Origin of the sequence: Hallerella porci (genome assembly GCF_003148885.1) — a bacterium.
Classification (GTDB): Bacteria; Fibrobacterota; Fibrobacteria; order Fibrobacterales; family Fibrobacteraceae; genus Hallerella; species Hallerella porci.
The window spans coordinates 1-25,079 of the sequence record NZ_QGHD01000013.1; the positions used below are offsets into that span (position 1 = coordinate 1).

The following is a 25,079-nucleotide window of genomic DNA, read 5'->3' on the forward strand; positions in this document are numbered from 1 at the left end:
AGTCCTCGAAAAATGTTACGAGAAGGGTGCGTCCGATGCCAGGGTCCGTCGAGACGACATCATCGAGTTCAGGAAACGGCTGAAGAACGGGAAGGTACTAGTTCACAAGTCGAGGCTGGTCGAGTACGTGGATCCGCATACCCGCAAGCGCTGGCAGCTGCTTACGAACAACATGGAACTGAAAGACTCCGAAGTCGTCGAGATTTACAGGCGCAGATGGCAGATCGAGTCGCTCTACAAGCAGCTGAAGCAGAATTTCCCCCTGCACTTCTTTTACGGCGAAAGCGCCAACGCGATCGAGACGCAAATCTGGGTCGTGATGATTGCGAACTTGTTGGTAAAACTGGTCAAGGCGCAAGTGAATCGCATGTGGAGCTTTTCGAATCTAGTCTCGCTACTCCGTCACGCGCTTGGATACTACTACGACCTTGTTCCGTTCCTCGAAAATCCAGAACGGGTTGCTGCAAGCTCTTTTGTCGGGGGCCGTTCACCACCCGGCCAGCTCCAGCTAAATCTTGTCTAGGGGACCCGCAAAACGCAAAGGCACCGCTTTCTGTCGAAATCGGCGCGTATTCAGCATATTGTGCTTATGTTGGAACTTTTACCGGACAGCAATAATAACTTTTTTAACATAAAATTTGGCTCTGTTCAATTGTTGCGAAAATTTCTAAGTTGCGCAGCAAATGAAACAAAAAATTATTGGGTTTTGTTGGCAACATTTGTTGCTCATTATTTCGTTATGGATAATGACTTTTGGCGTTGCCGTATGCGTGCGTTCGATGCTTGGATGTAGCACGATTAGCGTTCTTCCGTATGTGTTTGAAAATGCTGGAGTTAAAGGACTTGTGCCCGCTTTTACGATTGGGCAATATACGTACGCAATGAACGGCATTTTTGTTTTACTCCAATTTTTAATTCTTCGAAAACAATTTGATTGGGTGCAACTTTTTCAACTCGTGATCGGATTTTTATTCGGCTATTTGCTCGATGTTAATATGGCGATTACATCTTGGATTTTACCGACTGCAATTTGGCAAAAAGTCATTGCGCAAATTTTAGGTTGCACCATTTTAGGAACTGGTATTGCGCTCGAAGTGCGCTGCGGAAGTGTGACGATGCCTGGCGAAGGTTTGCCCGTTGCATTAAGTCGCGTTCTCAAAAAAGAATTTCCGAAAATTAAAATTTGCGTTGATACAACTCTTGTCGTTTTAAGCGTTATCGCAAGTTTCATTTTCTTTCACGCTTGGCAATGGCACATCGTTGGCATCGGCACTTTGTTTGCAATGTTCTATGTCGGAATCGTCGTCAAATTTGTGAGTAAACATTTGCGTTGGTTTGACTGCGTACTTGCTTACCGCCCAGGATTTCGGCGTTATATTTTTGGCCTTGCGAAGTTAATTTATCGCAAGAAATAATGGCGAATCATTTTTTAATAATTAGAAGATTGAATAGATAAATTTCTTTGTCAAAAATTTATCTATTTTAAAATCAATTCAACTTCAATTTTTTTGCTATGACTCAATTCGATGATTTTCAAATAATTCCGGAAAAGCTTATGTTTTCGGTGCCGAGCGATAGGTATTGCGGAAAGGATTTTAAAAAAATTAAAATTCGTGATATGGTGGAAATTATTCGAGCATTTGCATTTGAAAATTGCAAAAATTTAGAAAGTGTTTTCTTGCCGGATTCGGTGCGAGAAATTGCAGCGTATGCTTTTAAAAATTGCGAAAAATTACGCGAAATTCATATTCCGAAAACGGTGACAAAAATTGAAGAAGGCGCGTTTCAAGGAACCGCTTGGATAAAAAATTTACAGGAAGATTTTGTTATTGTCGGCGATGGCATTTTATTTTTGTATCAAGGAAAAGAAACGGAAGTGGTGATTCCTAGCACGGTGAACACTGTGGCAAGCGAAGCATTTCAAGCAAATGAAAAAATCACTTCTGTCGTCATTCCCGATTCTGTCAGCGAAATTGATTCGCACGCTTTTAAAAATTGTAAAAATTTAACGCAAGTTACTTTGCCAAAAAATCTTTCGCAGATTCAAGATGGTGTATTTGACGGCTGCGAAAAATTAACCGCGATTTCGCTTCCCGAAAGTATTCATTGCATTAAAAATTCTGCGTTTGCATCATGCAAAAATTTGAAAGAAATTTGTTTTCCTAAAAATTTAGAATCCATCGGCTTTATGGGATTTATGCATTGCGAAAATTTGCAAAAAGTTCAATTTCCCGAATCGTTAAAAGAAATTCAAGTTTATACTTTTGCATTTTGCGGAAAACTTTCTGAAATTGAATTTTCCAATTCGATTCAATCAATTGATGATGATGCTTTTTTGGAATGCGGAATTGAGCATTTGACTTTGCCCGATTCTTTGGAAAAATTGGGAGACGAAGCTTTTAAAAAATGCAAGCATTTAAAATCGGCAAAACTCTCGGAATCCTTAAAGATAATTGAATGCAGTACTTTTGAAGATTGCAAAAATTTATCGGAAATTCAATTCCCGAAAGAACTTCAAAATATTGAGCTCAACGCATTTAAAAATACAAAATGGTTAAATTCTTTTCCCGATGATTTTGTGAGAACCGATAACGGATTTTTGGTGAAATATCAAGGGCATGATAAAATCGTTAACATTCCCGATTCCGTAAAAATGATCGGAACCAAAGCGTTTTTAAATTGCAAAGAAATGGAAGTGGTCAATTTATCGGATTCGGTAAAATGGATGGACGATAGCGCTTTTATGAGCTGCCCGAATTTACGACAAATTAAAATTCCGAATGCATTAGAATTTTTCTCCACTGAAATGTTTTGCGGTTGTCGTCGCTTATCGGAATTTTTTGCCACGATTAAAAATTATCATTATCATGTTTTTTTCAAATCCCAAAGAATTTACTCTTATTTGGAAAATGTTTTTCACAAAGGATTTTTCTAAACGAATTCGTGTAGAACAAAAATATCCGCTACTCGTTTCGTATTTTGTGCAAAGTCAAGATGAAAACGCCAAAGATTATATTCTTTCAAATCTTTCTTTGGTTTTCAAACTTTTAATTCAACAAGAAAACGCAAAATTACTTTCCGCATTTTTAAACAGCGGAATTTCCATCACCAAAAATGTGAAACAGAAATTGCTCCGCGAATCTCTTCAATCGCAAAATCTTGAAATCCGCGCCATCGTCATGGAATACGAAAATTCGCACGCCGAAAATCAAGAATATAAATTGTGATGGCGGAGAGGATTTTTTTAATCTGTTCTGAATTTTAAAAATTCAGAATTTGAGACAAAAACAGTTGACGAAGCGTTTTTTTTCTTATTTTCTTTGATATGAAAAAATGTAGTATAAAGAGATTTTCCGTATGAAAAACGTTTTATGTTTTTTTCTTGCATTTTTCTTTTTTGCTTGTTCGGATCACGAGGGCTCTTATAATCCATTTAGTGAAAGTAAGCCGTATTCATTAGAAATTACACGGACGCGCTCTTATTATCAAGCGGCAAAAATTGTGCGGCGTATTCGTAAAATGGGTGCAGAAGCATTTATTATCAATCGTCATGAAAAAAATGGGGAGTGGTATAGCGTTCTTTCGGGCGCGTTGAAGGATTCATCGGCATTAAATGAGTACAAGTCAAAATTAGATAGTGTTTATCATTTTCCCAAAATGAAAGTCGTAGACTATTCAAAATTGGATAGCGCAACGCGCGTGCCTATAGAACGTCCGGATTCTATCAAGCAAGGACATCGTATTGCAGCAAATAAGCCTGCTGTTCCCGAAGAAGTTTATGATGGTATTCAAAAATTCCCGACGAGCGATATGTTTGATTCTAAACGTACGGGAATTGTGATGCTTAATAATCGTGCCATCAAAGAAGTAAAAAAAGATGTTTTTGATTTGCCTCGGGGTATTTCGCTTTACACTTTGAGCAAATATGGAACTTCATTTTATTCAGTTATTTTCCGCGATAATATTTTCGGGGATAATGTAACCCTTCAAGCATTAAAGAGAAATGATTCTCGCCCGCATATTGTAGAAGCGAGCATCGTTCCGATTTCAAAAACGGAAAACGGATACGACTATTGAAAAACTTGCTGATATGATTTTAAAAACGGGTAATTATAAAATTGAAAAGAAAGAACCGGTTTCTGTAAAAGCTTATACAAAATTGAATGGATTAAAAGTTACCATCGGCCCTGTGAAAAAAGTAAAAGAACGCTCTTATTATCTTTTGACCGATGAAGGGCACGAATACATTTACATTGCACAAAGCACGCAAAAAAGTGATGCGGAAATGTTTGAATTTTTATCGGAAATAGGAAAAGATGCTGGTCTTGTAGAATATGATGAATTTTACAATTCATTTTACACCATTGCGGATGATTCCGAAGATTTATTTTTAGGCTTTACTTGTGAAAAACTTGACTGGCGTTATGCCGAAAGCAAAGGGAATCAACTTTGGGCAAGGAAAATGGTCGGCTATTGGAATGCGAACCTTTATTTTTACAGCAATTCTTACGGAGCATGGGGCTATGGACTTTTTGATTTGCTCACTAATCGCAATATGAAAAATATCTATGGAAATTTATATGGTGCGTATAAAGAAAAAGAAAATGCTCGTGTAATTTATGGCGTTAAAGGCCGCGCTGTTTATTCTCTTTGGGGGTTGAGCGAAATCAATTTGGGAATTGGCCGTTTTGTGGTTGCATTAAACCCGATTTCAGGAAGATTTTCGGAAAGAAATTTAATTACGCGGGCTGAAAAATTGCAACTGTTAAATCGCGGTGGTTACGCAAAAAAAATTAAAAAGAATCCGGAAAAAAATGAGGGAAACTGATGAAAAAACTGATCATTTTATTTGCGCTAATTTTGAGTGCAGTAAGTTTTGCAGCACCACCTTCAAATATACAAGCGGTTGACTTGGGGCTACCCAGCGGCACCAAGTGGGCGAACATGAATGTGGGCGCGAAAAAGCCTGCAGATTATGGCGATTACTTTGCGTGGGGCGAGGTAAAGCCAAAAAAGACATACACAGAAGACAACTGCCAGACTTGTGGTCGTGAGCTTGACGATATTGCAGGTAATGCAAAATACGATGCTGCAACTGCCAACTGGGGCGGCAAGTGGAAAATGCCGACGATAGCTCAAATGAGGGAATTGAAAGATAAATGCACATGGGTGTTGATAAAGCTAAAAAATAGCAAGGGAGTGCTTGTTAAGGTAACTGGGCCGAATGAAAATTCAATTTTCCTCCCAGCGGCGGGGGACCGTGACGATTCTGATTTGTGGGGCGCAGGGAGTTTCGGCTTCTACTGGAGTTCTACTCCGTACGAGAACTTCAGCGACGGCGCTTACGACTTGGACTTCGGTTCGGATGGCCAGCACGTGAGCCGCCGCCGCTACAACGGGCTATCTGTTCGCCCCGTCTTAGAATAAAAGCGTAGCGCATTCGATTTATTTGTCGCGGGCTTGCAGGCTCGCGACCGCAAGAAACGAGGGATCAAATCAAATGAGTGGGAGTGCGGACATTTTTTAAACTGCAAGGTTCAAGTTTTTTCTGTATTCGATTGGACTGAGTCCGTTGAGGGGGAATTTGCATCGGTCGTTTCGATACCAATTTAGATAATGGTCAGCGATTTGAATCCGTTCAGGCTACTGATAATTTTAAATCTTGACGATTTCAAAAAAATACTTATATCGATTGTCGTAATCAATTGGATTACTGCCCGAAGCTTTGACCTTGTCTGTCCTACTAGCTTCATAAGAAATGCGCCCCTGTGTGTATGAGTGTTCACCGTGTGGGTTGTAGACTTGATCCGCGCATTTCAAGATTCCACGCAACGAATATGCTGTTAAAACAATTGATGATGATGGACAAATAAACCTTCCCTGCGCCGATTTGAAATTTCGTAATGTCCGCAAGCCAAATTATGTTCGGTTTGGGGCGCGTGGAAATTGCAGTTTACGAGATTTTTAACGGCCGGCGTAATCGTTTTCATATCACTATGTTCACTAAAACTTTAGTAAGAGCAATTTAATGAAATTTGGGCGTCAGTTGAGCTTCAGCGCAGCAAACAACTTTTCGATTTTTTTCTGATAAAGTTTTAACTGTGAGCTTCCAGCGCAACAATCCGCCGAAATTAAATGTTGAACCAACTGTGCAAAGACATAAGGGCTCAAACGATTTTAGAATGATTTTAATGGGACGCTAGTGATTCAAAATATAGAGTATGTTTTATGAAATTCTCAAATTTTGTCACAGAAAATTTTATGAATCATCGCTTGAATCATTTGAACAATCAGCTCCATTCGGAGCAAATTCCCCAGAAGAAATTACATCATAAGGAGCCAGCGCAAGGCTAGATATAAAAGATGGAACTATATTTATTACACCTATATTTCTAATAATATAAAAATAATCAATATCACAAATTCCTAAAAAAGTAGGTATTACCGCTAAAATAATAGATGAAATCAGCACCAATACTTGGAAACCATAAATAGTTGCTTTTGAAATGCAAAGTATTGACAATAAAACGCTAACTGAATAAAATGGAAGTAAAAGGAAAAATAATACAACGCAATCAGTCGTAAACAACGGGACAAGCAACGCTCCGTAAAATAAAACTGTCAAAAGACAAAAAACAAAACTATCTAAAATTTTTAATTTATAATTCGTTTTCATAAAACCTCCGCTCAAAGAATTAAAATAGAAAATATTTTCTCAACGAGTTTCATCTATAATCTAAAATTTTGCACGCGACTTTGATTTGTGCTTTTTGTATATTTGCAAAAAAATTGAGGTGAAAAATGAAGTTAAAATTTTTCGTTGCATTTTACGCAATTTTATTTTGTGCTTTTACAAGCGCTTTTGCGGAAGAGGAAATTCGAATTGTAAAAATCAACGATTCTAATTTTGAAGCAGAAATTATGAATTCAAAGCAACCGATTATTTTGGAATTTTCTTCGACAAGTTGCCCGCCTTGTTTGATTATGATTCCCACTTTAATCAGCATTGCAAAAAATTATGAAGATATTAAAGTGGCGTCTGTTGGAATTGATGATCCGGGAATTGAAAAGGTAAAAAATACTTTTAATATTACAGCATTCCCCACATTTTTTTTCATTAAAGACGGCAAAATAATTGGAAGAAAAATTGGAGCAATAAAAGAAAATGAAATGTTGGCTGCTTTAGGTTACTCTCCAAAAGTAACTAAGGCGCAAAAAAAGCCTAAGAAATCAAAAAATCAAAAATCTAATTTGGTGTGCTCAATAGATGGACAATTTAATGGCCTTAAAAATCATGTTACGATTTCGTTTGAATTTAAAAATGGCGAAATTAAAAATGTTGATTTGGTGACAGATGTGATTATCCCGCCTGCTTTAGAAGAACATCGCGAAGCCATTAAGCAAAGATTTATTGAAAGCGGTAAAAGCGAAGTCACGGAAACGATGACGGGCTTTAGATTGCACACTGCAAATGATAGCCCATTTATCAAAGCGATGGATATGAAACGTACTTCCACTTATGGAGAAATGAAAGCTGGCCTTGAATTGCAAGGCTTCAGTTGTAAATAAATTTTTCTTGTTTGGAAAAATTTGAAATTTAATTTTGGTCTGCAGAATTTAAAGTCGGTGCATCAGCCGTTGATTTGAATTCTGCAGCTTTTTCTTTTAATGCACTTGCCGTTGATTCGATGACTTCGCCAGTTTTCGTTTTGGCTGCGGTTAAAAGTTCATCGGCGACTTTGCCCGCAGCCACTTCGACGTCGTGTTTAGATTCTTCGCTGACTGCGTTGGAAATTTCGTCGGCGACTTTTCCGACGGCGATTTCCGCTTGATTTTTCGTTTCTTCGCTTACGGCATCGCATGCGTTGAATGTAAAAGCAGAGAGAATTCCGAGCGAAATGAGAATCGCTTTTCTCCCTAAAAATTTATTGTTATGAATTTTCATCATAGCACAAAGATAGTAAATTTGGCAAAATTTGTCAAGGAAAATTTTTGAAGAAATGGAAAAATTTCGTGCATCGGTTTTTAAAATCCGGTTTCCAAAGTATAATCCGAAAGGCGAATAAGAGTGTCTAAGAGAGCTTCTAAATGCTTGACGGTTTCTGCTTTTTCGTTTGCGAGATTCTGAGTTTGATGCAAATCATTTTCGGCGAAAAGTCCATCGACTTCTCCAGAATTTAATGGATATCGATCGATGATGCGATAACCGTCGAATCCGAGATCCGCGACTTTTGAATAAGCGCCGAGAGAAAGTCCTGCACCGTAACCGCGAAGCAAATTGTGGCCCATAAAAATATTTGGAACAGCGATTCCTGCGAGCTCAAGAATTGTCGGTGCAATGTCAATTTGGGCGGCGGTAATTGTGTCTTGTGCGGGCTCAATTCCTTTGCCGTGAATGATAAACGGAATCCAAGTTGCATTGGAAAATGCGCTGCCGTTCATCGTCGAAACATCGTTTTCGCCGAGAGGAAATCCGTGATCTGCCATGATGATGACGTATGTGTTTTCGTACCAACTTTCGTTTTGAATTTTCCGAATAAAGCGGGCGAGTTGTCTATCGGTAAAATTCATCGTCACTTGAATGCGTTCGGTGAGAGGCTTTTGTTTATCTTCTTCGGACATGCCCGCTGCAAAATTAAACGGATAATGATTGGAGCGGCTCATGACTGTTGCGAGGAAAGGTTTTTCTTGTTTGGAAAGACTGTCTAAGATAACTGAAACCGTGTGATCAAAGAAAGTGGAATCATCTTCTAAATTGCGGTCGTAATGTTCTGCGGTGTACCATTTTGCCATCCATACGCCGAGATTATCCCACGCGGGATCGGCTGCAGAAAAATAATGCGTTGTGTAACCGGAATCGGTGAGAACCGAAGCGAAACTCGGAAGCGTTACGTGCGCAAGATCCGTTGCTTCGGCGAGTTTTGAATGATGCGGAAGCCCGAGATGAGTTGTGAGAACGCCGCCCGTTGTCGGGAGCCCACTTGTGTGCATACGGAACCAAGCGTGAGAATTTGCTGCCATCGAATCGAGGAATGGCGTAGGCGAAGGCTTTCCAGGATTTAAATAGCCCACATTGAGCCCGCGATGCGATTCGAGGAAGAATAAAATGAAATTCGGTTTTTGTGCGCGCTTTTGCAAAAGCGATTCGCTCTGCGTTAAGGCTTCGCTCGGAATGCGGTAAAGCGGAAGTTTTTTCCCGAGTTCTGTTTTCGGAAAATTCCAAAGAGAATCGCCTTCGACTTTTGCCCATAAATTTTGATAAGTTGCGCCGAGATTTTCAAGTTCGCTTTCGGATAAATGCGAAGCGGCTTGCGTATTTGTTAAATCGTTGTAAATCAAAGAAACGACAGGGCGAAGCTTTGTCATGCGGGCGTTTCCCGTCCAAATAAAATAGACGAAAAGATACGAAGCGATGTAAAAAATGAGCATCGCGATGACGGGAACATTTAATGAACGCGGGGCGAGAAATTTTTTAATAAGCCGATAAATTCCAAAGGTCATCGGGAGAATAAGCGCAAGCACAAAGAATTGCAAAAACGGAACCGAGAAATCATTCGCCACATAATCCCAAAACATCACCACGGACGAAGTATCTTTGTAAGTATCGACGAGTCCGAAAGAAAGATGGCTGCCGAGGAATCGTTGCACTTCGTGGTCGAGAAGGGTGACGAGTAAAATGATGGAATGAAAAAGGGTAAAGAGAATTGTCGAAAGAGAAAATTTCAGATTGAAATTCGGGAAAAATTTTTTGCGGAGAATTTGAAAAACGCCTGCGCCGATGGTGAAAATTACTAACGAATTAAAAATCCAGAGAAAGTCTAAACAGACTGCGTGAAAAATGTACCAGTCCGGTTTGCTCACAAACGGGAAGCCGTAAGGATTGCTGCGGAAGAGAAGAAGCACCCGCAAGAAAATATGCGAAACCCAAAACGCGAGTGCAACAAAAATCAATTTAGAAGAAAGAAATTTTTTCATTTTTTTTAAAATAGCAATTATTAGGTGGAGAATTTGCAAAGAAAAATGGAAAATTTGAAGTTCAATGCGCTTTTCTCGCGTAGAATTAGAATCTTTGGAATTTGATTATTTTTCAGCGACGGCGCAAATTATTCGAAAAAAGAAATCATACTCCTTGACGAAAAGAAAAAGTTTTTATAGTTTTTTCGTATGAATGATTGTTCAAATGAAAATTTGAACAATTTTGAAATGGAGAAACGATGGCGAAAAAGAAAACGCAGATTCCCGACGAAGTTGAACTTTGCGATTTAGCAGAGCTGTTTAAAGTTTTTGGCGATTCTACGCGGATTCGCATTTTGTATGCGCTTTCGGAATCGGAACTTTGCGTCGGCGATTTAGCGAAATCGTTAACGATGACGCAATCAGCGGTTTCGCATCAATTAAAAATTTTAAAGACGGCGAAACTCGTCAACAGTCATCGCGTTGGGAAAATGATGGTTTACTATTTAGCCGATGAACATGTGCGCACGATTATCAGCGTGGGAACAGAACACATCGAAGAAAAGTAGAGGTTACAATGAAAAAGAAATTGATTGCGCAAAATTGCGCTGCAAAAATGGAAGCGGAAATTCAAAAAATTCCAGGCGTTTTGAATGCATCCGTCAATTTCCTTTTGCAAAAAATCACAATTGAAGCAGACGAAAAATGTTTCGATGAAATTTTGCAAAAAGCGATTGCGACTTGCAAAAAAGTGGAACCGGATTGTCAAATTTTTGCGTAGAAACGGAGACGATGATGTCGGCGAAGCAAAAGAAAATGCGAATGCGGATTTTTATCAGTTTAATTTTCTTAGTATCGCTGATGATTCTTTCTCGATGTCTTGAAATTCCACAATGGATTTTGGCAATTCTTTTTGCAATTCCTTACGGCGTTGCGGGCTATGATATTCTTTGGATTGCGTTAAAAAATATTCGCAACGGAAATGTTTTTGATGAAAATTTTTTGATGGCGATTGCAACTCTTGCAGCGTTCTTTGTCGGGGAATATCCCGAAGGCGCTGCGGTGATGATTTTTTATCAAGTCGGGGAACTTTTTCAAAGCGTTGCGGTGGGAAAATCGCGGGCTTCTATTGCGCAACTGATGTCGATTGCGCCGGACTTTGCTAATGTGGAAATTAACGGCGAAATAAAAACGGTCGATCCCGAAGAAGTTGAAATTGGGAGCACGATTGTGATTCGTGCGGGCGAAAAAATTCCTCTCGATGGAGAAGTGCTGAGTGGAGAATCTTTTGTAGATACTGCTGCATTAACGGGAGAATCGGTTCCGCGAAAAATTGTGGCAGGAAATTTTGTGGTGAGCGGCTGCATTAACGGCGAAGGAATTTTGCGAGTGCGGACGACGAAAGTTTACGATGATTCAACGGTTGCAAAAATTTTGGAACTCGTTGAAAATGCGAGCGAGAAAAAAGCGAAGATGGAAAAATTCATCACGCGATTTGCTCGTTATTATACGCCGATTGTTACCGTTGCCGCTGTTTTGTTAGCCGTGATTCCGCCGATTTTTTTAGGCGCTTCGCGCGAAGTATTTTATGATTGGATTTTGCGGGCTTGTACATTCTTAATCGTTTCGTGTCCGTGCGCTCTTGTAATTTCTGTTCCGCTCGGATTTTTTGGAGGCATCGGTGCGGCGTCGCGAATCGGCGTTTTGGTAAAAGGTGCGAATAGTTTGGAAATGGCTGCGCAGTTGAAAACTCTCGTTTTCGATAAAACGGGAACGTTAACCAAAGGCGAATTTCGGGTGAATGAAATGCATCCGGCGAAAAATTTTTCAGCGGAAAATTTATTAGAACTTGCTGCACTCGGCGAATCATTTTCAACGCATCCGATTGCGAAGTCAATTCTCAAAGCATACGGGAAAAAGCCCGCGGCGCTTCGCGTCCAAAAGACGGCAGAAATTGCGGGCGAAGGAATTCGTGCAATCGTCGATAACAAAGAATTGCTTCTCGGAAGTGCTTTGCTTTTGCAAAAAAATCAAATCGAAGTGCAAAAAATAAAAAGCGTTGGAACGATTGTTTACGTTGCGTTTGACGGAAAATTTGTCGGGAGTTTAGTCATCTCGGATTCGCTTAAAGAGGGCGCAATTTCGGCGATGCAAAATTTGAAAAATGTCGGCGTAGAAAATACGGTGATGCTCACGGGCGATTCGCTTTCGGTGGCAGAAAATGTAGCGCAAACATTAAAAATCAATTCGTATTTTGCAGAACTTTTGCCTGCTGATAAAGTTTCGAAAATGGAAAATTTATTGCAAAATTCAACGGCAAAAAATCGCATTGGATTTGTGGGCGATGGCATTAACGATGCGCCGGTTTTAATGCGGGCCGATGTCGGATTTGCGATGGGGGCTTTCGGAAGTGATGCTGCGATGGAAGCGGCAGATATTGTTCTCATGGATGACGATGTGCGAAAAATTCCGCAGACGATTTCCATTGCAAAGCGGACACAAAAAATTGTTACCGAAAATGTCGTCTTTGCGCTTTCGGTAAAAGGAATTATTCTTCTTCTCGGCGCATGCGGTTTTGCAAATATGTGGCTCGCGGTTTTTGGCGATGTCGGTGTAACGGTGCTCGCCATTTTCAATTCGATGAGAATGCTTCGGCAAGAAAAGAAATTCACTTTGCATTCTTCTTGTTGAATTGTTATAATTGGGGCTATGAACAACGGTTTTGATCACTTGAATGTGCAAAATATTGAAGTCGCTGGATTTATCCGCGAAGTTTTCGGTTACATTACCCGATTCAAAGGGCAACTGTTTATTCTGAAAATTGAAGACTGCTTGATGGATCATCCGCTGTTTCCTGTTTTGATTCGCGACATTACGCTTTTGCATAAAATCGGTGTCAAAATTTTAATCGTTCCGGGAACTCGCAATAGCATCGATCGCCAGCTGAAAGCGTGGGAAATCGATTCGGATTTTGAAAGCGGAGTTCGCTTGACGACAGAAGAAGCGTTGCCTTTAATTGAACAAGCTTCTCTCGGCGCAGCGCAGCGCATCATGAGTCATTTGACAGCGGGCGGTTGCCACGGCATGCAAGGAAACTGGGTTGCGGCGCGCAGCATGGGAATTATCGATGGCGTGGATTATATGCGGACCGGTCGCATTGAACGCATTGAAAAAAATATTCTCGAACATTTGCTTTCCGAAGATTACATTCCCATTATTCCGCCGATCGGTTGGAATAAAATCGGTCATGCGTATAATATTTCGAGTACAGAACTCGCCATGGAATTGTGCAAATATTTGACGGTGGGAAAACTATTCTTCATCGGCAGCGAAAACGGCATCCGCGCCGAAGGTTTGCATACGGGCGCACAAACGAAATATTTGGATGTGACCGATAACGGAGTCATCTCGGCGTTAGATATTGAACAAGCGCAAGAAATTTTGGATTTGAATCCGGACAAATTAAATTTTGCGCAAATTGATTATTTGAAAAATGCGATTAGCGCTTGCAAAGCGGGCGCAAAACGTGTGCATTTAATCAGCGGTGAAACGCAGGGAAGTGTTCTGCAAGAAGTCTTCTCGAGCCGCGGTGATGGAACGATGGTTTACGCAAACCAATATTCGAGTATTCGCCCTGCGACGACAGACGACATTCCCGATATTTTGCGGATTATGCAAGATTATATTGCGAAGGGCTTCTTGATTCCGCGAACGCAAGAATCGATTTCCGAAAAATTGCCGGACTATGTCGTTTATGCAATTGATAATGTGATTCACGGTTGCGGTGCATTGCACGCCTTCGAAGATAACACCGCAGAAGTCGCTGCCATTGCTGTCGCAGCAAACTATCGCAAATCAGGAGTGGGCGCAGCGATTGTACGGCACTTGGTTGCTACGGCAAAAATGCGCGGTTATCGGATGGTTTTCCTTCTCACGACACAAGCCCTCGATTGGTTTTATCAACTCGGATTTAAAGACGGCACATTGGAAGAATTGCCAAAAACAAAACGCGATCATTATAATCACAAAAGAAATTCGCGTATTTTGGTGATGAATTTGTAATGTCGTCGTGCAATGATTGATAATTTTGCATCGCTTTGCAGTTAAATTTTCATTTTAAAAATTCTTTTTGCCTTTTCGCCTGCAAGCCCCTGGATCACAAAAGTGCTTGCAATTAGCAATAGGACAATTCCATAAATTGCTGCTTTGATGCCAAGCGACAGATCCAAGCTGTAGTTTAAAAGTGCGTATAGAACTGTTAACGATATAATCCAAAATCCCTGGATCGTCAAATTGAATTTATACGGCCAGTAACCCATTTTATAAAGGTACAAGTTCATCCAAATGCATTGCATGATTTGGTAGGACATCGATGAAATCGCGGCTCCGGCAATTCCGAATAAAGGAATCAAGAGCTTGTTTAGCACAAGGGCGAAAACAAGGGAAAATACATTCATCATAAACATGAATTTACTCTTTCCGAGTCCGTTAATGACTGAGCCTGAAAGCCCGAACATTCCGTTGATTAAATTTCCAATCATCAAAATTCCAAGGACCGCAACAGGATTCTCCTTGGTAATAAACGATTTCCCTGCAATCATCATGGTCTGCTCCGGAAACAGGACGATGAAAAATCCAATCGTTAATTGAATCAAGGTTACCATCGATACGCAGTAAGAAAATACGGGCTTTAAATCGGTTGTTAAGCGTTCCTTAGACATGCCTGCGACAACGGGCTGTAAAATCGGGTTGTAGCTTTGCCGAATTGTTTTTAGACCGTTAGAAATCGTGATCATCACCGCATAAATTCCTGCGGCTTCGGAGCCGATTAACGCAAGGACCATCCACAAGTCAACGCGCGTTAAAAACGCCGATACGATTTCCGAAAATCCGAGCGGCAACGAAAAGTCCAAAAGTTCCTTGGGCATTTTTTCTTTGGCAAACCAGCGCAGTTGTGGAAATTGCCTGTTCATTAAGAACACGTAAACGAAAACGCCTAAAACGTTGGCCGCAAATAGCCCAGTCGGTAAGGCGAGCTTTTGCGTAAACCCAATAAAATAAAGCAAAAGAGCGATGAGCGGAGCAAGCGTTGTGACCGCAAAATCGTTAATGAAAATTTTATACTGTGGATGACGATTTCCTTCGGAAGCGCCTGCAAAAAGCAAGAGAGCCGCATAAGGGATAATCGAAAGCGCGTAAATGGAAATTTCGGTCGAAGAAAGCATCGCAAGTCCTTTTGAAACGCTTTGCAGTCCGAAAAAGGAACCGACCCAAATGACAACAGAGATAATCAATGCGAATAAGAGGGTTAATCGTAAAGACGAAAGAATCCCTTCGTGCGGCGTTCGGTGGCAAACGATGTTTTGCGGCAAATAGCGATGCAAGCCCTTGTCGAGTCCAAGAATCGAAACGCGGCAAAGCGTTAAAATCAAAAGCTGCGTCGAAACGTAAACGCCAAAAATTTCTTTTCCGAAAGTGCGTGCGATGACAATCGTTAAAACGGGAGCGATAACTTTGAGCGCTGTCCCTAAAAAGGTAAACAGTGTACTCCTCATTAAAAACTTTTGGTCCGAATGAATAGAATTCATGATGATTTAATTTTTTAAGAGTTAAAGAAAATAATTTTCTATCCATTGATTTATTTCGTATTGATTTACAATATTTTCAGGAATTTCTTGATAAGGCACTTGCATAAAATCTTTTAAATGGTCTAATTTATTATCGTGAATGATATAAATATTTGCGGGATTGTAAAAATCAAAATGCTTGATGTATTCGTTGTTGGTAACCAGTTTTTTCTTCAAAAATAAAGCATCGAAAGGACGCAGAGAAAGCCCGGTTTGATTTTCACTTACTAAATCTAAAATGCATTTGGATTCGGCGGAATATAAAATGTTGTCGTAAGGTGAAATTTGAGATTCTTTATTTTCGATAATGAAAAATTTTGTTGAAAAATTCATCGCAGAAAGTTTTGCTTGAATGGATTGAAGTAAGTCTTTTCGCCCTTTATTTTTCCCGACAAAGTAAAAATCTTGTTTGATTGAAAATTTTTTTATTTCAGGTTTTCGATTTACATTTTTGACTAATTGAATTTGATAAAATTCACTGTCATGAAAGTCAAAAGTGAAAAAATGAAAATGATTTTTCTTTAATTGAGATAGCGCTTTTTGAATTTGTTTGGGTTGATTGCTCCAACGCGTAAGCGGATTCCAAAAAAAGACATTTTTCAAAATAGATTTTTTTAGAATTGCATTTAACATTTTGTATTCAGCAAAATAACAACTGTCCCAAAATAAAATATTGCAATCAATTTTTTGTAATGCTTTTCGAGTTTGCTTTTTGTAGCGGAAAAGAAATGCAAAAAAATACAAGTGTAATTTTAAAAAGATACCGTAAAAAAGAATTCGAATTTTGTTTTGGGTAATTGCGAGTTCTAATTTGTTTGCATTGGACAAATGAAGTCCATTCACAACATAATTTGCTGCTTTAAATTTGGGATTGTAAATAATGGTTAATTTATTCATTATCTTCAAATATATAAACTTATTCTCATTGCTTGCAAAAAAAATTTAAATAATAAATGCAATAAAAATGCGAAAAATCGGAGAATTTCTTTTGAAGAAAACTAGGATTGGAAATAGAAATGTGACAAATGCAAATCATCGGCTTTTTAATTTTTCTAAATTTGCAAATCAAAGCGGCTTCATTTTGTGCTGTTTTTAGATTAGGTGAAAATGATGGATTTGAAAAAAATGGAAGATGGCTTCCGCATGATTCTCGAAGGCATGGGCGAAGACATCCATCGCGAAGGCCTTTTGGATACGCCGAAGCGCGTCTCAAAAATGTACGCAGAACTGATGACCAGTTTGAATGCGGACAAAAATCCTGCCGATATTCTCAAAACGCGATTCCACGAAAAGTATGACGAAATGATCGTCGTGCCGAATATCGAATTTGCGAGTATGTGCGAACATCATTTTTTGCCGTTTACCGGGCGCGCTTTTGTCGCTTATATTCCGGGCGACTGCGTTGTCGGACTTTCGAAAATTCCTCGTGTCGTCGAATACTTTGCGCGGATGCCGCAGATTCAAGAACGCATGACGCGGCAAATTGCGGAACTCATTCAGAACGAACTCAATCCGCGGGGAGTGGCAGTTCTTTTGGAAGCTTCGCACATGTGCATGACGATGCGCGGAGTCAAGAAGCCGGGCGCTACGATGGTGACGACGCAACTTCTCGGGCGCTTTAAAACCGACGAAAAAACGCGCGCTGAATTTATGACTTATATTCATCGCGAAGGCTAAATGCTGACTTTTTTCGGAGGATAAAAAAATTTTTTTTGATTCCCGAAAAGGCGACAAATTTTACGGCGAAACTGACAAATCTGCATGAAAATTCCCTAAAATGGACGAAAATCGCCAAAAATGGGGACGAAAAAGCTCCGAAAATTGACGAAAACGAGAAGACATTTTTGTAACATTATTGTTAAAGCGCTACATTTTTGTCGTTTGAAAATTTCAAAACCCCTTTACTCAATTCGCTTGAACTAGTAATTTTCTACTAGACGATCGCAAAGGAGATGGATCCTTTGCGCTGACGATAGGAGACATATGAAGGCTCAAGGCTTATACAACCCGCAGAACGAACACGATGCGTGCGGCGTTGGCTTCGTTCTCAATATGAATGGAAACCGTGAACACGGAATTGTGAAAAAGGGCGTTAAAGTTCTTTGCAATCTTCTTCACCGCGGTGCAACTGGCGCAGATGTCAACACAGGCGACGGCGCAGGTCTTTTGATTCAAACTCCGGATAACTTCTTCAAAAAGTCTCTGAAAATGAAGCTTCCGGAACTTGGCCATTATGCAGTCGGCATGCTCTTTTTGCCGCAAGATAAATCGAAACGCGAAAGCGTGATGGCTCTCATCGAAAAAATTGCGAAGGAAGAAAATTTCAAAATTCTCGCTAGCCGCGATGTTCCGGTTGAGCCTTCGGCGGTGGGCGATTCTGCTCGCGCTGTGATGCCGTTTATCGCTCAGGTGTTTCTTCAGTCGAACGAAGATTTAACGGGCGAAGATTTGGAACGCGCTCTTCTCGTCGTGCGGAAACGTGCTGAACACGAATCGGGACTTTCTGCAGAAGGCGCTGACGGATTTTATGTGGTGAGCTTGTCTGCGCGCACTTTGATTTATAAAGGCATGATGACTGCGCCGCAGGTTCCGGTTTTCTATCCGGATTTGAATGATAAGAATATGGAAAGCGCTGTGGCCGTTGTGCACCAACGTTATTCGACAAATACTTTCCCAAGTTGGCCTCTCGCGCAACCGTTCCGCTTTATGGCGCATAATGGCGAAATCAATACCATCCGCGGAAACCGCAACTGGATGAATGCTCGCGAAAAGAATATTGCGTCTCCGCTTTTTGGCGAAAACATTAAGAAGTTGACTCCGATTCTCGAAAAGAATTCGAGCGACTCGGGCAACTTAGACAATGTGCTTGAACTTTTGACTTTGGGTGGCCGCGAAGTGGGTCATTCGATGATGATGTTAATGCCGCAAGCTTGGGGCAAAAAACATGCAATGGGTCCGGATGTCCGCGGATTCTTTGAATTCCACGCTGGCATTATGGAACCGTGGGATGGTCCTGCTGCGGTGGCGTTTACCGATGGCGAATGGGTCGGTGCAACTCTCGATAGAAACGGTTTGCGTCCGGCGCGTTACACGATTACGAAAAACGGATTTATGGTTTTTGCTTCGGAAGCTGGCGTCCTCGATATTCCGGCTGAAGAAGTTTCGGAAAAGGGTTCTCTCCGTCCGGGTCAAATGCTTCTCGTGAATTTGAAGACAGGTCGTTTCTACAAAGATCACGAAGTGAAGACTCGCTTTGCCCGCAAAGAACCGTATCGTCGTTGGGTCAAAGAAAATCACATCGACATTCACGGCTTCTTTAACGCAGTCGGCGAAGTTGCGGTCGATGAAGAAACTCTTCTCAAGCGTCAAAAACTTTTCGGTTATACCCGCGAAGATTTGGAAATCATTTTGAATGCGATGGCTTCGAATGGCGTTGAACCGATTGGTTCGATGGGCTCGGATCAGCCGCTCGCTGTTCTCTCGGAAAAGCCGCAGCTTCTTTATTGGTACTTTAAGCAGCTCTTTGCGCAGGTGACGAATCCGCCTATCGATCCGATTCGCGAAGAACTCGTGATGAGTTTGATGACTTACCTTGGCATTCACGATAACTTCCTCGCTGAAGAACCGGCGCAAGCTCGCTTGGTGAAGTTCCGTTATCCGGTGCTTTCGAATGAAGATTTGGGTCGCCTTCGTACTTTGAGCCAAGAAGATTACAAGTGCGCAACGGTTCAGATGGGATTCCCCGTCCTTTCGGATACACTTTCTGCGGGCAAGCTTTTGGAAATGGCGTTGACCGAACTCTGCGAAAAGGTAGAGAAAGAAGTCCGCGATGGCCATAATATTATCATCTTGAGCGATAAGGATTTGCCCGATGAAATCGCTCCGATTCCGGCAATTCTCGCGGTCTCTGCCGTGAACCAGTATCTGTCGAAAATCGGCATTCGCACAAGTTGCGGTCTCATTCTCGAAACGGGTGAAGCGCGTGAAGTGATGCATATCGCAAGCCTTCTCGGTTTCGGTGCAACTGCGATCAATCCGTATTTGGCATTTGAATCTATTGCAGAACTCAGCAAGACGCATCAGTTGGATAAACAAGTCGGCGTTACCGAAGCGATTGAACATTACATCGATGCGATGAACAAGGGCTTGAAAAAGGTAATGAGCCGTATGGGTATTTCGACTCTGCGCAGTTACCGTAACGCTCAAGTCTTTGAAATCGTCGGCCTCGCAAAAGATGTCGTCGACAAATATTTCAAGGGTTCGGCAAGTCGCATCGGCGGTATCGGCCTCGAAGAAATTGCAAAAGAAGCGTTGATGCGTTGGCGTTCGGCGATCGAAAGCAAGAGTCCGCTTCTTCCTTCGGGCGGTGAATATCGTTTGCGCAAAGATGGCGAACGTCACTTGTGGACGCCAGAAGCCATTTCGAATTTGCAGATTGCTGTGCGCACTGGAAATCAGGCGCGCTATGACAAGTATGCAGAACTCATCAACGATCAGACGGTGCATCAGAGCACTCTCCGCGGACTTTTCTCGTTCAAGAAAACGGTTGCAGTTCCTCTCGACGAAGTAGAACCGGCGACAGAAATTATGAAGCGCTTTGTGACGGGCGCAATGAGCTACGGTGCTATTTCGAATGAAGCGCACGAAGCAATTGCAATCGCGATGAACCGCATCGGTGCTAAGAGCAACAGCGGCGAAGGCGGTGAAGATCCGGAACGTTATATTCCGCTGCCGAACGGCGATTCTCTTTCGAGTGCGACGAAGCAAGTGGCGAGCGGACGCTTTGGCGTTACCGACGAATATTTGGTGAACGCAAAAGAATTGCAGATTAAAATTGCACAAGGCGCAAAACCGGGTGAAGGCGGTCAGTTGCCGGGTCACAAGGTGAGTGTGCAAATTGCAAAGGTGCGTCATTCAACTCCGGGCGTTACTCTCATCAGCCCGCCGCCGCATCACGATATTTATTCTATTGAAGATATTGCGCAGTTGATCTTTGACTTGAGAAATGCAAACGATAAAGCGCGTATCTCGGTGAAGCTTGTCTCGGAAGTCGGTGTGGGAACTGTTGCGGCTGGCGTTGCCAAAGCGCGTGCCGATATGATTCTCATCTCGGGCTACGATGGCGGTACCGGTGCGTCTCCGCTTTCTTCGGTGAAGCATGTCGGCGCTCCGTGGGAACTCGGACTTTCCGAAACGCAGACGACTCTCGTTTTGAATAAGCTCCGTAGCCGTGTGCGTCTTCAGGTAGATGGTCAGATGAAGACTGGCCGCGATGTGGTCATCGGTGCGCTTCTCGGCGCCGAAGAATTTGGCTTTGCAACGACGATTCTCGTCGTTCTCGGTTGCGTGATGATGCGTCATTGCCATTCGAACACTTGCCCAGTCGGCGTTGCTACTCAAGATCCAGAACTCCGCAAACGTTTCAAGGGTGCGCCGGAACATATCATTCAGTACTTGACTTTTGTCGCAGAAGAAGTCCGTCATTATATGGCGCAGTTCGGCTTCCGCACATTCGACGAAATGGTCGGACGTAGCGATCTCTTGGAAATGAATCAGGCGATTGATTTCTGGAAGGCAAAGGGTCTCGATTACTCGGGAATTCTCTATCGCGCATCGACAAAGCCCGAAGAAGTTCGCTGCACTATGAAGCAGGAAACAGGCTTGGATACTGCGGTGGACTACGAAATTCTGAAGAAAGTCGAAGAGAACATCGAAACGAAGAAACCGGTTTCGTTGAATCTTCCGATTCGCAATACGAACCGCACATTTGGCACGATTATTTCGAGCCGCATCGCGAAAAAGTATGGTTACGCAGGACTTCCGGACGATACAATCACCATCCGCTTGCAAGGTTCTGCGGGTCAGAGCTTCGGGGCATTCGGCGCTCACGGCTTGACTTTGGAACTCGAAGGCGAAGCAAATGACTACGTAGGCAAGGGACTTTCGGGCGCAAAAATTATCGTGCGTCCGGCAACAGGTTCTGCGTTCGCTCCCGAAGATAACGTCATCGCGGGCAACGTCATTCTCTACGGTGCCACTTCGGGCGAAGTCTATTTGAACGGTCGCGCAGGTGAACGCTTCGGCATTCGTAACAGTGGCGCTCTCGCCGTTGTCGAAGGTGTCGGCGACCACGCTTGCGAATACATGACCGGTGGACGCGTCGTCGTTCTCGGATCGACAGGCATCAACTTCGGCGCAGGGATGAGCGGCGGTATCGCTTATGTCTTTGACGAAGGCGGTCAATTCGACAGTCTTTGCAACACGGATATGATTGACTTGGATCCGCTGAACGAAGCCGACGAAAAAGAATTGAAACAGCTCATCGAAAATCACGTGAAATATACGGGCAGCCCGAAGGGGAAGAGAATCCTCGAAAACTGGGACCGCGATCGTGAACTTTTCGTGAAGGTGTTCCCGATGGAATATCGTCGCGCCTTGGAAAATATGAACAATCAGAATCGCGGATAAGCGGAAAAAAGGAGACAAAAGATGATTTCGAACAAACCTTTTCTCACGATTCCTCGTCGTGACGCGGAAGAACGCCCCGTTCAGGAACGTATCCACGATTACAAAAAAACTGCGAAGGAAATGACGAAAGAGCAGATTACCGAACAGGCAACGCGTTGCATGAATTGCGGCGTTCCGTTCTGCCACGCTTTCGGTTGTCCGCTTTTGAATGTCGTTCCCGAAATCAATAATGCAGCAAGTCGCGGCGAATGGCGCAAAGCGTTGGATCTTCTCTTGGACACAAGTCCGTTCCCCGAATTTACGGGAATTGTTTGCCCGGCTCTTTGCGAAGGTTCTTGCGTCAACGGCCAAGATGGCGATGCAGTTGCTATTCGCGAAATTGAACATCGTGTCATCGAAACCGGTTACGAAAACGGTTGGGTGCATGCGAACTTGCCGCTCGTGCGCACCGATAAACATGTCGCAGTCATCGGTTCGGGTCCTTCGGGTCTTTCTTGCGCCGAATATTTGAATCGCGCAGGCATTAACGTCACCGTTTACGAAAGTGCAGAACACGTCGGCGGCTTTATGCGCTACGGCATCCCCGACTTCCGTCTTCCAAAATCGGTTATCGAACGTCGCGTTTCTTTGATGCAGCAAGAAGGCATCCGCTTCGAAACGAATGTGTGCATCGGCAAAGATATTTCTCCGGAATATTTACTGCGCAATCATGATGCAATCGTTCTCTGCTGCGGCTCTCGTGCTCCGCGTGATTTGAAAGTCCCGGGACGCGAATTTTCGGGCATTCATTTCGCCGTCGATTATTTGACTCAGCAAAACCGCATCAATGGCGGGGAAGTCTTTGATTTCGATGAAACGAAAAGTGCAAAAGGCAAACATGTCGTCGTTGTCGGTGGTGGTGATACCGGTGCAAACTGCATTGGTACAGCGATTCGTCAAGGTGCACTCGATGTGACACAAATCGAAATTATGCCGAACGCTCCGATCAAACGCGCTCCGAATAATCCTTGGCCCGAATGGCCGCGCATCTTCAAAGAAACGCCGGCTCATCAAGAAGGCTGCAAACGGCAATGGAACATCAACACATTGGAAGCGATTGGCGAAAATGGAAAAGTCAAAGCGCTCCGTTGCACCGAAATCGAATGGAAACGCGGCGAAGACGGTCGTATGTTCAATGTTCCGAAACCCGATGGCGCATTTGTGCTCCCAGCAGATCTCGTGCTTTTGGCAATGGGATTTGTCGGTCACGCAATTCCGGATATCGTCAAAGCATTCAACTTGAGATGCGATGAACGCGGTCGTATTTTCCGCGATGCAGACGGTATGACTTCGGCAAAGGGCGTGTACATTGCCGGTGACTGTGCAACAGGACAATCTCTGGTTGTGCGTGCGATTACCGATGGTAAACGCGTCGCTTCTGGAATTGTGAAATCGCTTCTCTAAATTATCTGCGGAGGATACATGGCAACTAAAGACGATCAAAAGATAAAGGAACTGGAATTACTTTATCGAGTAGGCCAGATCCTTGACGAAAACATGGACATGCGAAATGTCCTGCGCCCGGTGATGAATACGCTCGGCGAGTATATGGGATTTAAACATGCGACGGTGACTCTTTACAACCGTCAAACAGGTGAAATTTCCATTGAACTTGCCACCGGACTTTCTCCGCTTCAAACGAAGAAAGGTCGCTACAAAGTGGGCGAAGGCATTACGGGAAAAGTCGTGGAAACCGGCAAGCCGATAGTTGTCCCCGACGTAACGAAAGACCCGAACTTTCTCGACCGCACCGGCCGCGGAAAAGTCTCGGGAAAGTCGTTCATCTGCGTTCCGATTTCGATTGAAAAAGAAGTCGTCGGCGCATTAAGCGTGGACGAATTCAATTCTTCGGCAGATCAATTAGACGACGATTTACGGCTTCTCGAAATCATCGCCATGATGGTTGCGTCTGCGGTAAAACTTCGTCGCCAAGCTGAAGAAGAAACCGAAATTCTTCAAGCGGAAAATGAACGGCTGCGTTCGGAATTGAAAGATCGTTTTCGTCCTTCCAATATCGTGGGCAATTCCCGCGAAATGCAAGTGGTTTACGATCAAATCGCTCGCGTTGCTCGTAGCCCTTCTACGGTTCTCATCCTCGGAGAAACGGGAACTGGTAAAGAGCTCGTCGCCCAAGCGATTCATTACAATTCGGATCGCGCCAATGGTCCGTTTGTTCGCGTACATTGCGCGGCTCTCCCCGAAAACATTATCGAAAGTGAACTTTTCGGACACGAAAAGGGCGCATTCACCGGGGCAATTTCTGAACACAAAGGCCGCTTTGAAATGGCTGACGGCGGAACGATTTTCCTCGATGAAATCGGCGAAATCTCGGCGACTCTTCAAGTAAAATTGCTCCGCGTTTTGCAAGAACACGAATTTGAACGCGTCGGCGGAAACAAGACGATTCATGTGAATATCCGCGTCATCGCTGCGACAAATAAAGATTTGCTGCAAATGGTGCGCGACGGAAAATTCCGCGAAGATCTCTATTACCGCTTACATATTTTCCCGATTTATGTACCGCCTCTGCGCAAACGCAAAAGCGACATCGTACTTCTCGCTGATCATTTCCTCGAACGTTACAACAAACTTTTGGGAAAAGATATTCGTCGGCTTTCGACGGGGACGATTGATATGCTCATGAGTTATCATTGGGCAGGAAACGTCCGCGAACTTGAAAACTGCATCGAGCGCGCGGTTCTTGTCGCCGAAGGAAACGTGATATATCCTCACCATTTGCCGCCGACTTTGCAAACTGCAGAATCGACAGGCGCGCCGGTCCGCGGTGATTTGAAAAGTATGGTCGATACTTACGAACGCGACATTATCTGCGACGCTCTCAAAAGCGCCAAAGGAAAAGTTGCGCCCGCAGCACGTGCCCTCGCCACAACGCAGCGCATTTTGGGTTATAAAATCAAAATGCTCGGCATCAATCCGAAGCGTTTCGCCTAACAGCGTCTTGAAAAATTCAAAATGCAAAAGGAAAAGCGG

General features: G+C 42.9%; 22 protein-coding genes and 1 pseudogene. 16 read left to right on the top strand and 7 right to left on the bottom strand.

The window, feature by feature from the left end; genetic code table 11:
• The 7 genes from B0H50_RS07375 to B0H50_RS07405 all read left to right on the top strand — a co-directional run.
• On the top strand, positions 1 to 523 hold a 523-nt coding region (locus B0H50_RS07375; RefSeq protein WP_146193706.1), incomplete at its 5' end, for a transposase.
• Between the two features lie 160 nt (positions 524 to 683).
• Positions 684 to 1,415, top strand: a complete 732-nt coding sequence (locus B0H50_RS07380; protein WP_106200015.1) for a YczE/YyaS/YitT family protein — start codon at positions 684 to 686, stop codon at positions 1,413 to 1,415.
• A gap of 98 nt (positions 1,416 to 1,513) precedes the next feature.
• Positions 1,514 to 2,935: a leucine-rich repeat domain-containing protein gene (locus tag B0H50_RS07385; protein WP_109587491.1), complete on the top strand. Its 1,422-nt coding sequence runs from the start codon at positions 1,514 to 1,516 to the stop codon at positions 2,933 to 2,935.
• Positions 2,910 to 3,227: a hypothetical protein gene (locus B0H50_RS07390; protein WP_106200019.1), complete on the top strand. Its 318-nt coding sequence runs from the start codon at positions 2,910 to 2,912 to the stop codon at positions 3,225 to 3,227. Before B0H50_RS07385 ends, B0H50_RS07390 begins: the two co-directional genes overlap by 26 nt.
• Before the next feature lie 130 nt (positions 3,228 to 3,357).
• Positions 3,358 to 4,077, top strand: a complete 720-nt coding sequence (locus tag B0H50_RS07395; RefSeq protein ID WP_109587492.1) for an SPOR domain-containing protein — start codon at positions 3,358 to 3,360, stop codon at positions 4,075 to 4,077.
• A gap of 13 nt (positions 4,078 to 4,090) precedes the next feature.
• The gene (locus B0H50_RS07400) at positions 4,091 to 4,828 is read left to right on the top strand and encodes a hypothetical protein (protein WP_109587493.1); all 738 of its coding nucleotides are present in this window, start codon (positions 4,091 to 4,093) and stop codon (positions 4,826 to 4,828) included.
• Positions 4,828 to 5,427: a DUF1566 domain-containing protein gene (locus B0H50_RS07405; protein ID WP_106200023.1), complete on the top strand. Its 600-nt coding sequence runs from the start codon at positions 4,828 to 4,830 to the stop codon at positions 5,425 to 5,427. The genes B0H50_RS07400 and B0H50_RS07405 overlap by 1 nt, the downstream gene beginning before the upstream one ends.
• Positions 5,428 to 5,523: 96 nt before the next feature.
• Here B0H50_RS07405 and B0H50_RS13875 read toward each other — a convergent pair whose 3' ends face one another.
• From B0H50_RS13875 to B0H50_RS13140, 3 genes and pseudogenes are all read right to left on the bottom strand, one after another.
• Positions 5,524 to 5,634: an IS3 family transposase gene (locus tag B0H50_RS13875; protein ID WP_106200045.1), complete on the bottom strand. Its 111-nt coding sequence runs from the start codon at positions 5,632 to 5,634 to the stop codon at positions 5,524 to 5,526.
• Positions 5,635 to 5,818: 184 nt separating this feature from the next.
• A pseudogene (locus B0H50_RS13880) lies at positions 5,819 to 5,981 on the bottom strand (IS3 family transposase); the annotation flags it as partial.
• A 278-nt stretch (positions 5,982 to 6,259) separates the two neighbouring features.
• The gene (locus tag B0H50_RS13140; protein WP_146193707.1) at positions 6,260 to 6,676 is read right to left on the bottom strand and encodes a hypothetical protein; all 417 of its coding nucleotides are present in this window, start codon (positions 6,674 to 6,676) and stop codon (positions 6,260 to 6,262) included.
• Between the two features lie 125 nt (positions 6,677 to 6,801).
• On the opposite strand from B0H50_RS13140, the gene B0H50_RS07415 reads away from it, so the two are divergent.
• Complete coding sequence (locus B0H50_RS07415; protein ID WP_106200026.1) at positions 6,802 to 7,569, top strand: thioredoxin family protein; 768 nt, start codon at positions 6,802 to 6,804, stop codon at positions 7,567 to 7,569.
• Positions 7,570 to 7,597: 28 nt separating this feature from the next.
• Here B0H50_RS07415 and B0H50_RS07420 read toward each other — a convergent pair whose 3' ends face one another.
• Positions 7,598 to 7,948 (bottom strand): hypothetical protein, encoded by a 351-nt coding sequence (locus B0H50_RS07420; protein ID WP_106200028.1) that lies wholly within the window; start codon positions 7,946 to 7,948, stop codon positions 7,598 to 7,600.
• 77 nt (positions 7,949 to 8,025) lie between these two features.
• A complete protein-coding gene (locus tag B0H50_RS07425; RefSeq protein WP_106200030.1) occupies positions 8,026 to 9,975 on the bottom strand; it encodes an LTA synthase family protein in 1,950 nt (649 codons plus the stop codon).
• Between the two features lie 239 nt (positions 9,976 to 10,214).
• Between B0H50_RS07425 and B0H50_RS07430 the strand changes: the two genes are divergently transcribed.
• From B0H50_RS07430 to argA, 4 genes are read left to right on the top strand one after another with little or no spacing between them, the layout of a single operon-like run.
• Positions 10,215 to 10,523, top strand: coding sequence for an ArsR/SmtB family transcription factor (locus B0H50_RS07430; RefSeq protein ID WP_106200032.1), 309 nt, complete (start codon positions 10,215 to 10,217; stop codon positions 10,521 to 10,523).
• Between the two features lie 8 nt (positions 10,524 to 10,531).
• A complete protein-coding gene (locus B0H50_RS07435; protein ID WP_109587494.1) occupies positions 10,532 to 10,735 on the top strand; it encodes a heavy-metal-associated domain-containing protein in 204 nt (67 codons plus the stop codon).
• A gap of 14 nt (positions 10,736 to 10,749) precedes the next feature.
• Positions 10,750 to 12,645, top strand: coding sequence for a heavy metal translocating P-type ATPase (locus B0H50_RS07440; protein ID WP_106200036.1), 1,896 nt, complete (start codon positions 10,750 to 10,752; stop codon positions 12,643 to 12,645).
• Between the two features lie 18 nt (positions 12,646 to 12,663).
• Positions 12,664 to 14,016, top strand: a complete 1,353-nt coding sequence (gene argA / locus B0H50_RS07445) for an amino-acid N-acetyltransferase (RefSeq protein ID WP_109587495.1) — start codon at positions 12,664 to 12,666, stop codon at positions 14,014 to 14,016.
• Between the two features lie 41 nt (positions 14,017 to 14,057).
• Here argA and B0H50_RS07450 read toward each other — a convergent pair whose 3' ends face one another.
• Together B0H50_RS07450 and B0H50_RS07455 are read right to left on the bottom strand one after the other, a co-directional pair.
• Complete coding sequence (locus tag B0H50_RS07450; protein WP_109587496.1) at positions 14,058 to 15,542, bottom strand: oligosaccharide flippase family protein; 1,485 nt, start codon at positions 15,540 to 15,542, stop codon at positions 14,058 to 14,060.
• A gap of 21 nt (positions 15,543 to 15,563) precedes the next feature.
• Positions 15,564 to 16,478: a hypothetical protein gene (locus tag B0H50_RS07455; protein WP_109587497.1), complete on the bottom strand. Its 915-nt coding sequence runs from the start codon at positions 16,476 to 16,478 to the stop codon at positions 15,564 to 15,566.
• A 210-nt stretch (positions 16,479 to 16,688) separates the two neighbouring features.
• Here B0H50_RS07455 and folE point away from each other — a divergent pair, with 210 nt between their 5' ends.
• The 4 genes from folE to B0H50_RS07475 all read left to right on the top strand — a co-directional run bounded on the left by folE (position 16,689) and on the right by B0H50_RS07475 (position 25,040).
• Positions 16,689 to 17,258: a GTP cyclohydrolase I FolE gene (gene folE / locus B0H50_RS07460; protein WP_106198932.1), complete on the top strand. Its 570-nt coding sequence runs from the start codon at positions 16,689 to 16,691 to the stop codon at positions 17,256 to 17,258.
• A 306-nt stretch (positions 17,259 to 17,564) separates the two neighbouring features.
• Positions 17,565 to 22,049: a glutamate synthase large subunit gene (gene gltB / locus B0H50_RS07465; protein WP_109587498.1), complete on the top strand. Its 4,485-nt coding sequence runs from the start codon at positions 17,565 to 17,567 to the stop codon at positions 22,047 to 22,049.
• A gap of 21 nt (positions 22,050 to 22,070) precedes the next feature.
• The gene (locus B0H50_RS07470) at positions 22,071 to 23,492 is read left to right on the top strand and encodes a glutamate synthase subunit beta (protein ID WP_106198934.1); all 1,422 of its coding nucleotides are present in this window, start codon (positions 22,071 to 22,073) and stop codon (positions 23,490 to 23,492) included.
• 18 nt (positions 23,493 to 23,510) lie between these two features.
• A complete protein-coding gene (locus tag B0H50_RS07475; RefSeq protein WP_106198935.1) occupies positions 23,511 to 25,040 on the top strand; it encodes a sigma-54 interaction domain-containing protein in 1,530 nt (509 codons plus the stop codon).
• Positions 25,041 to 25,079 lie beyond the last annotated feature (39 nt).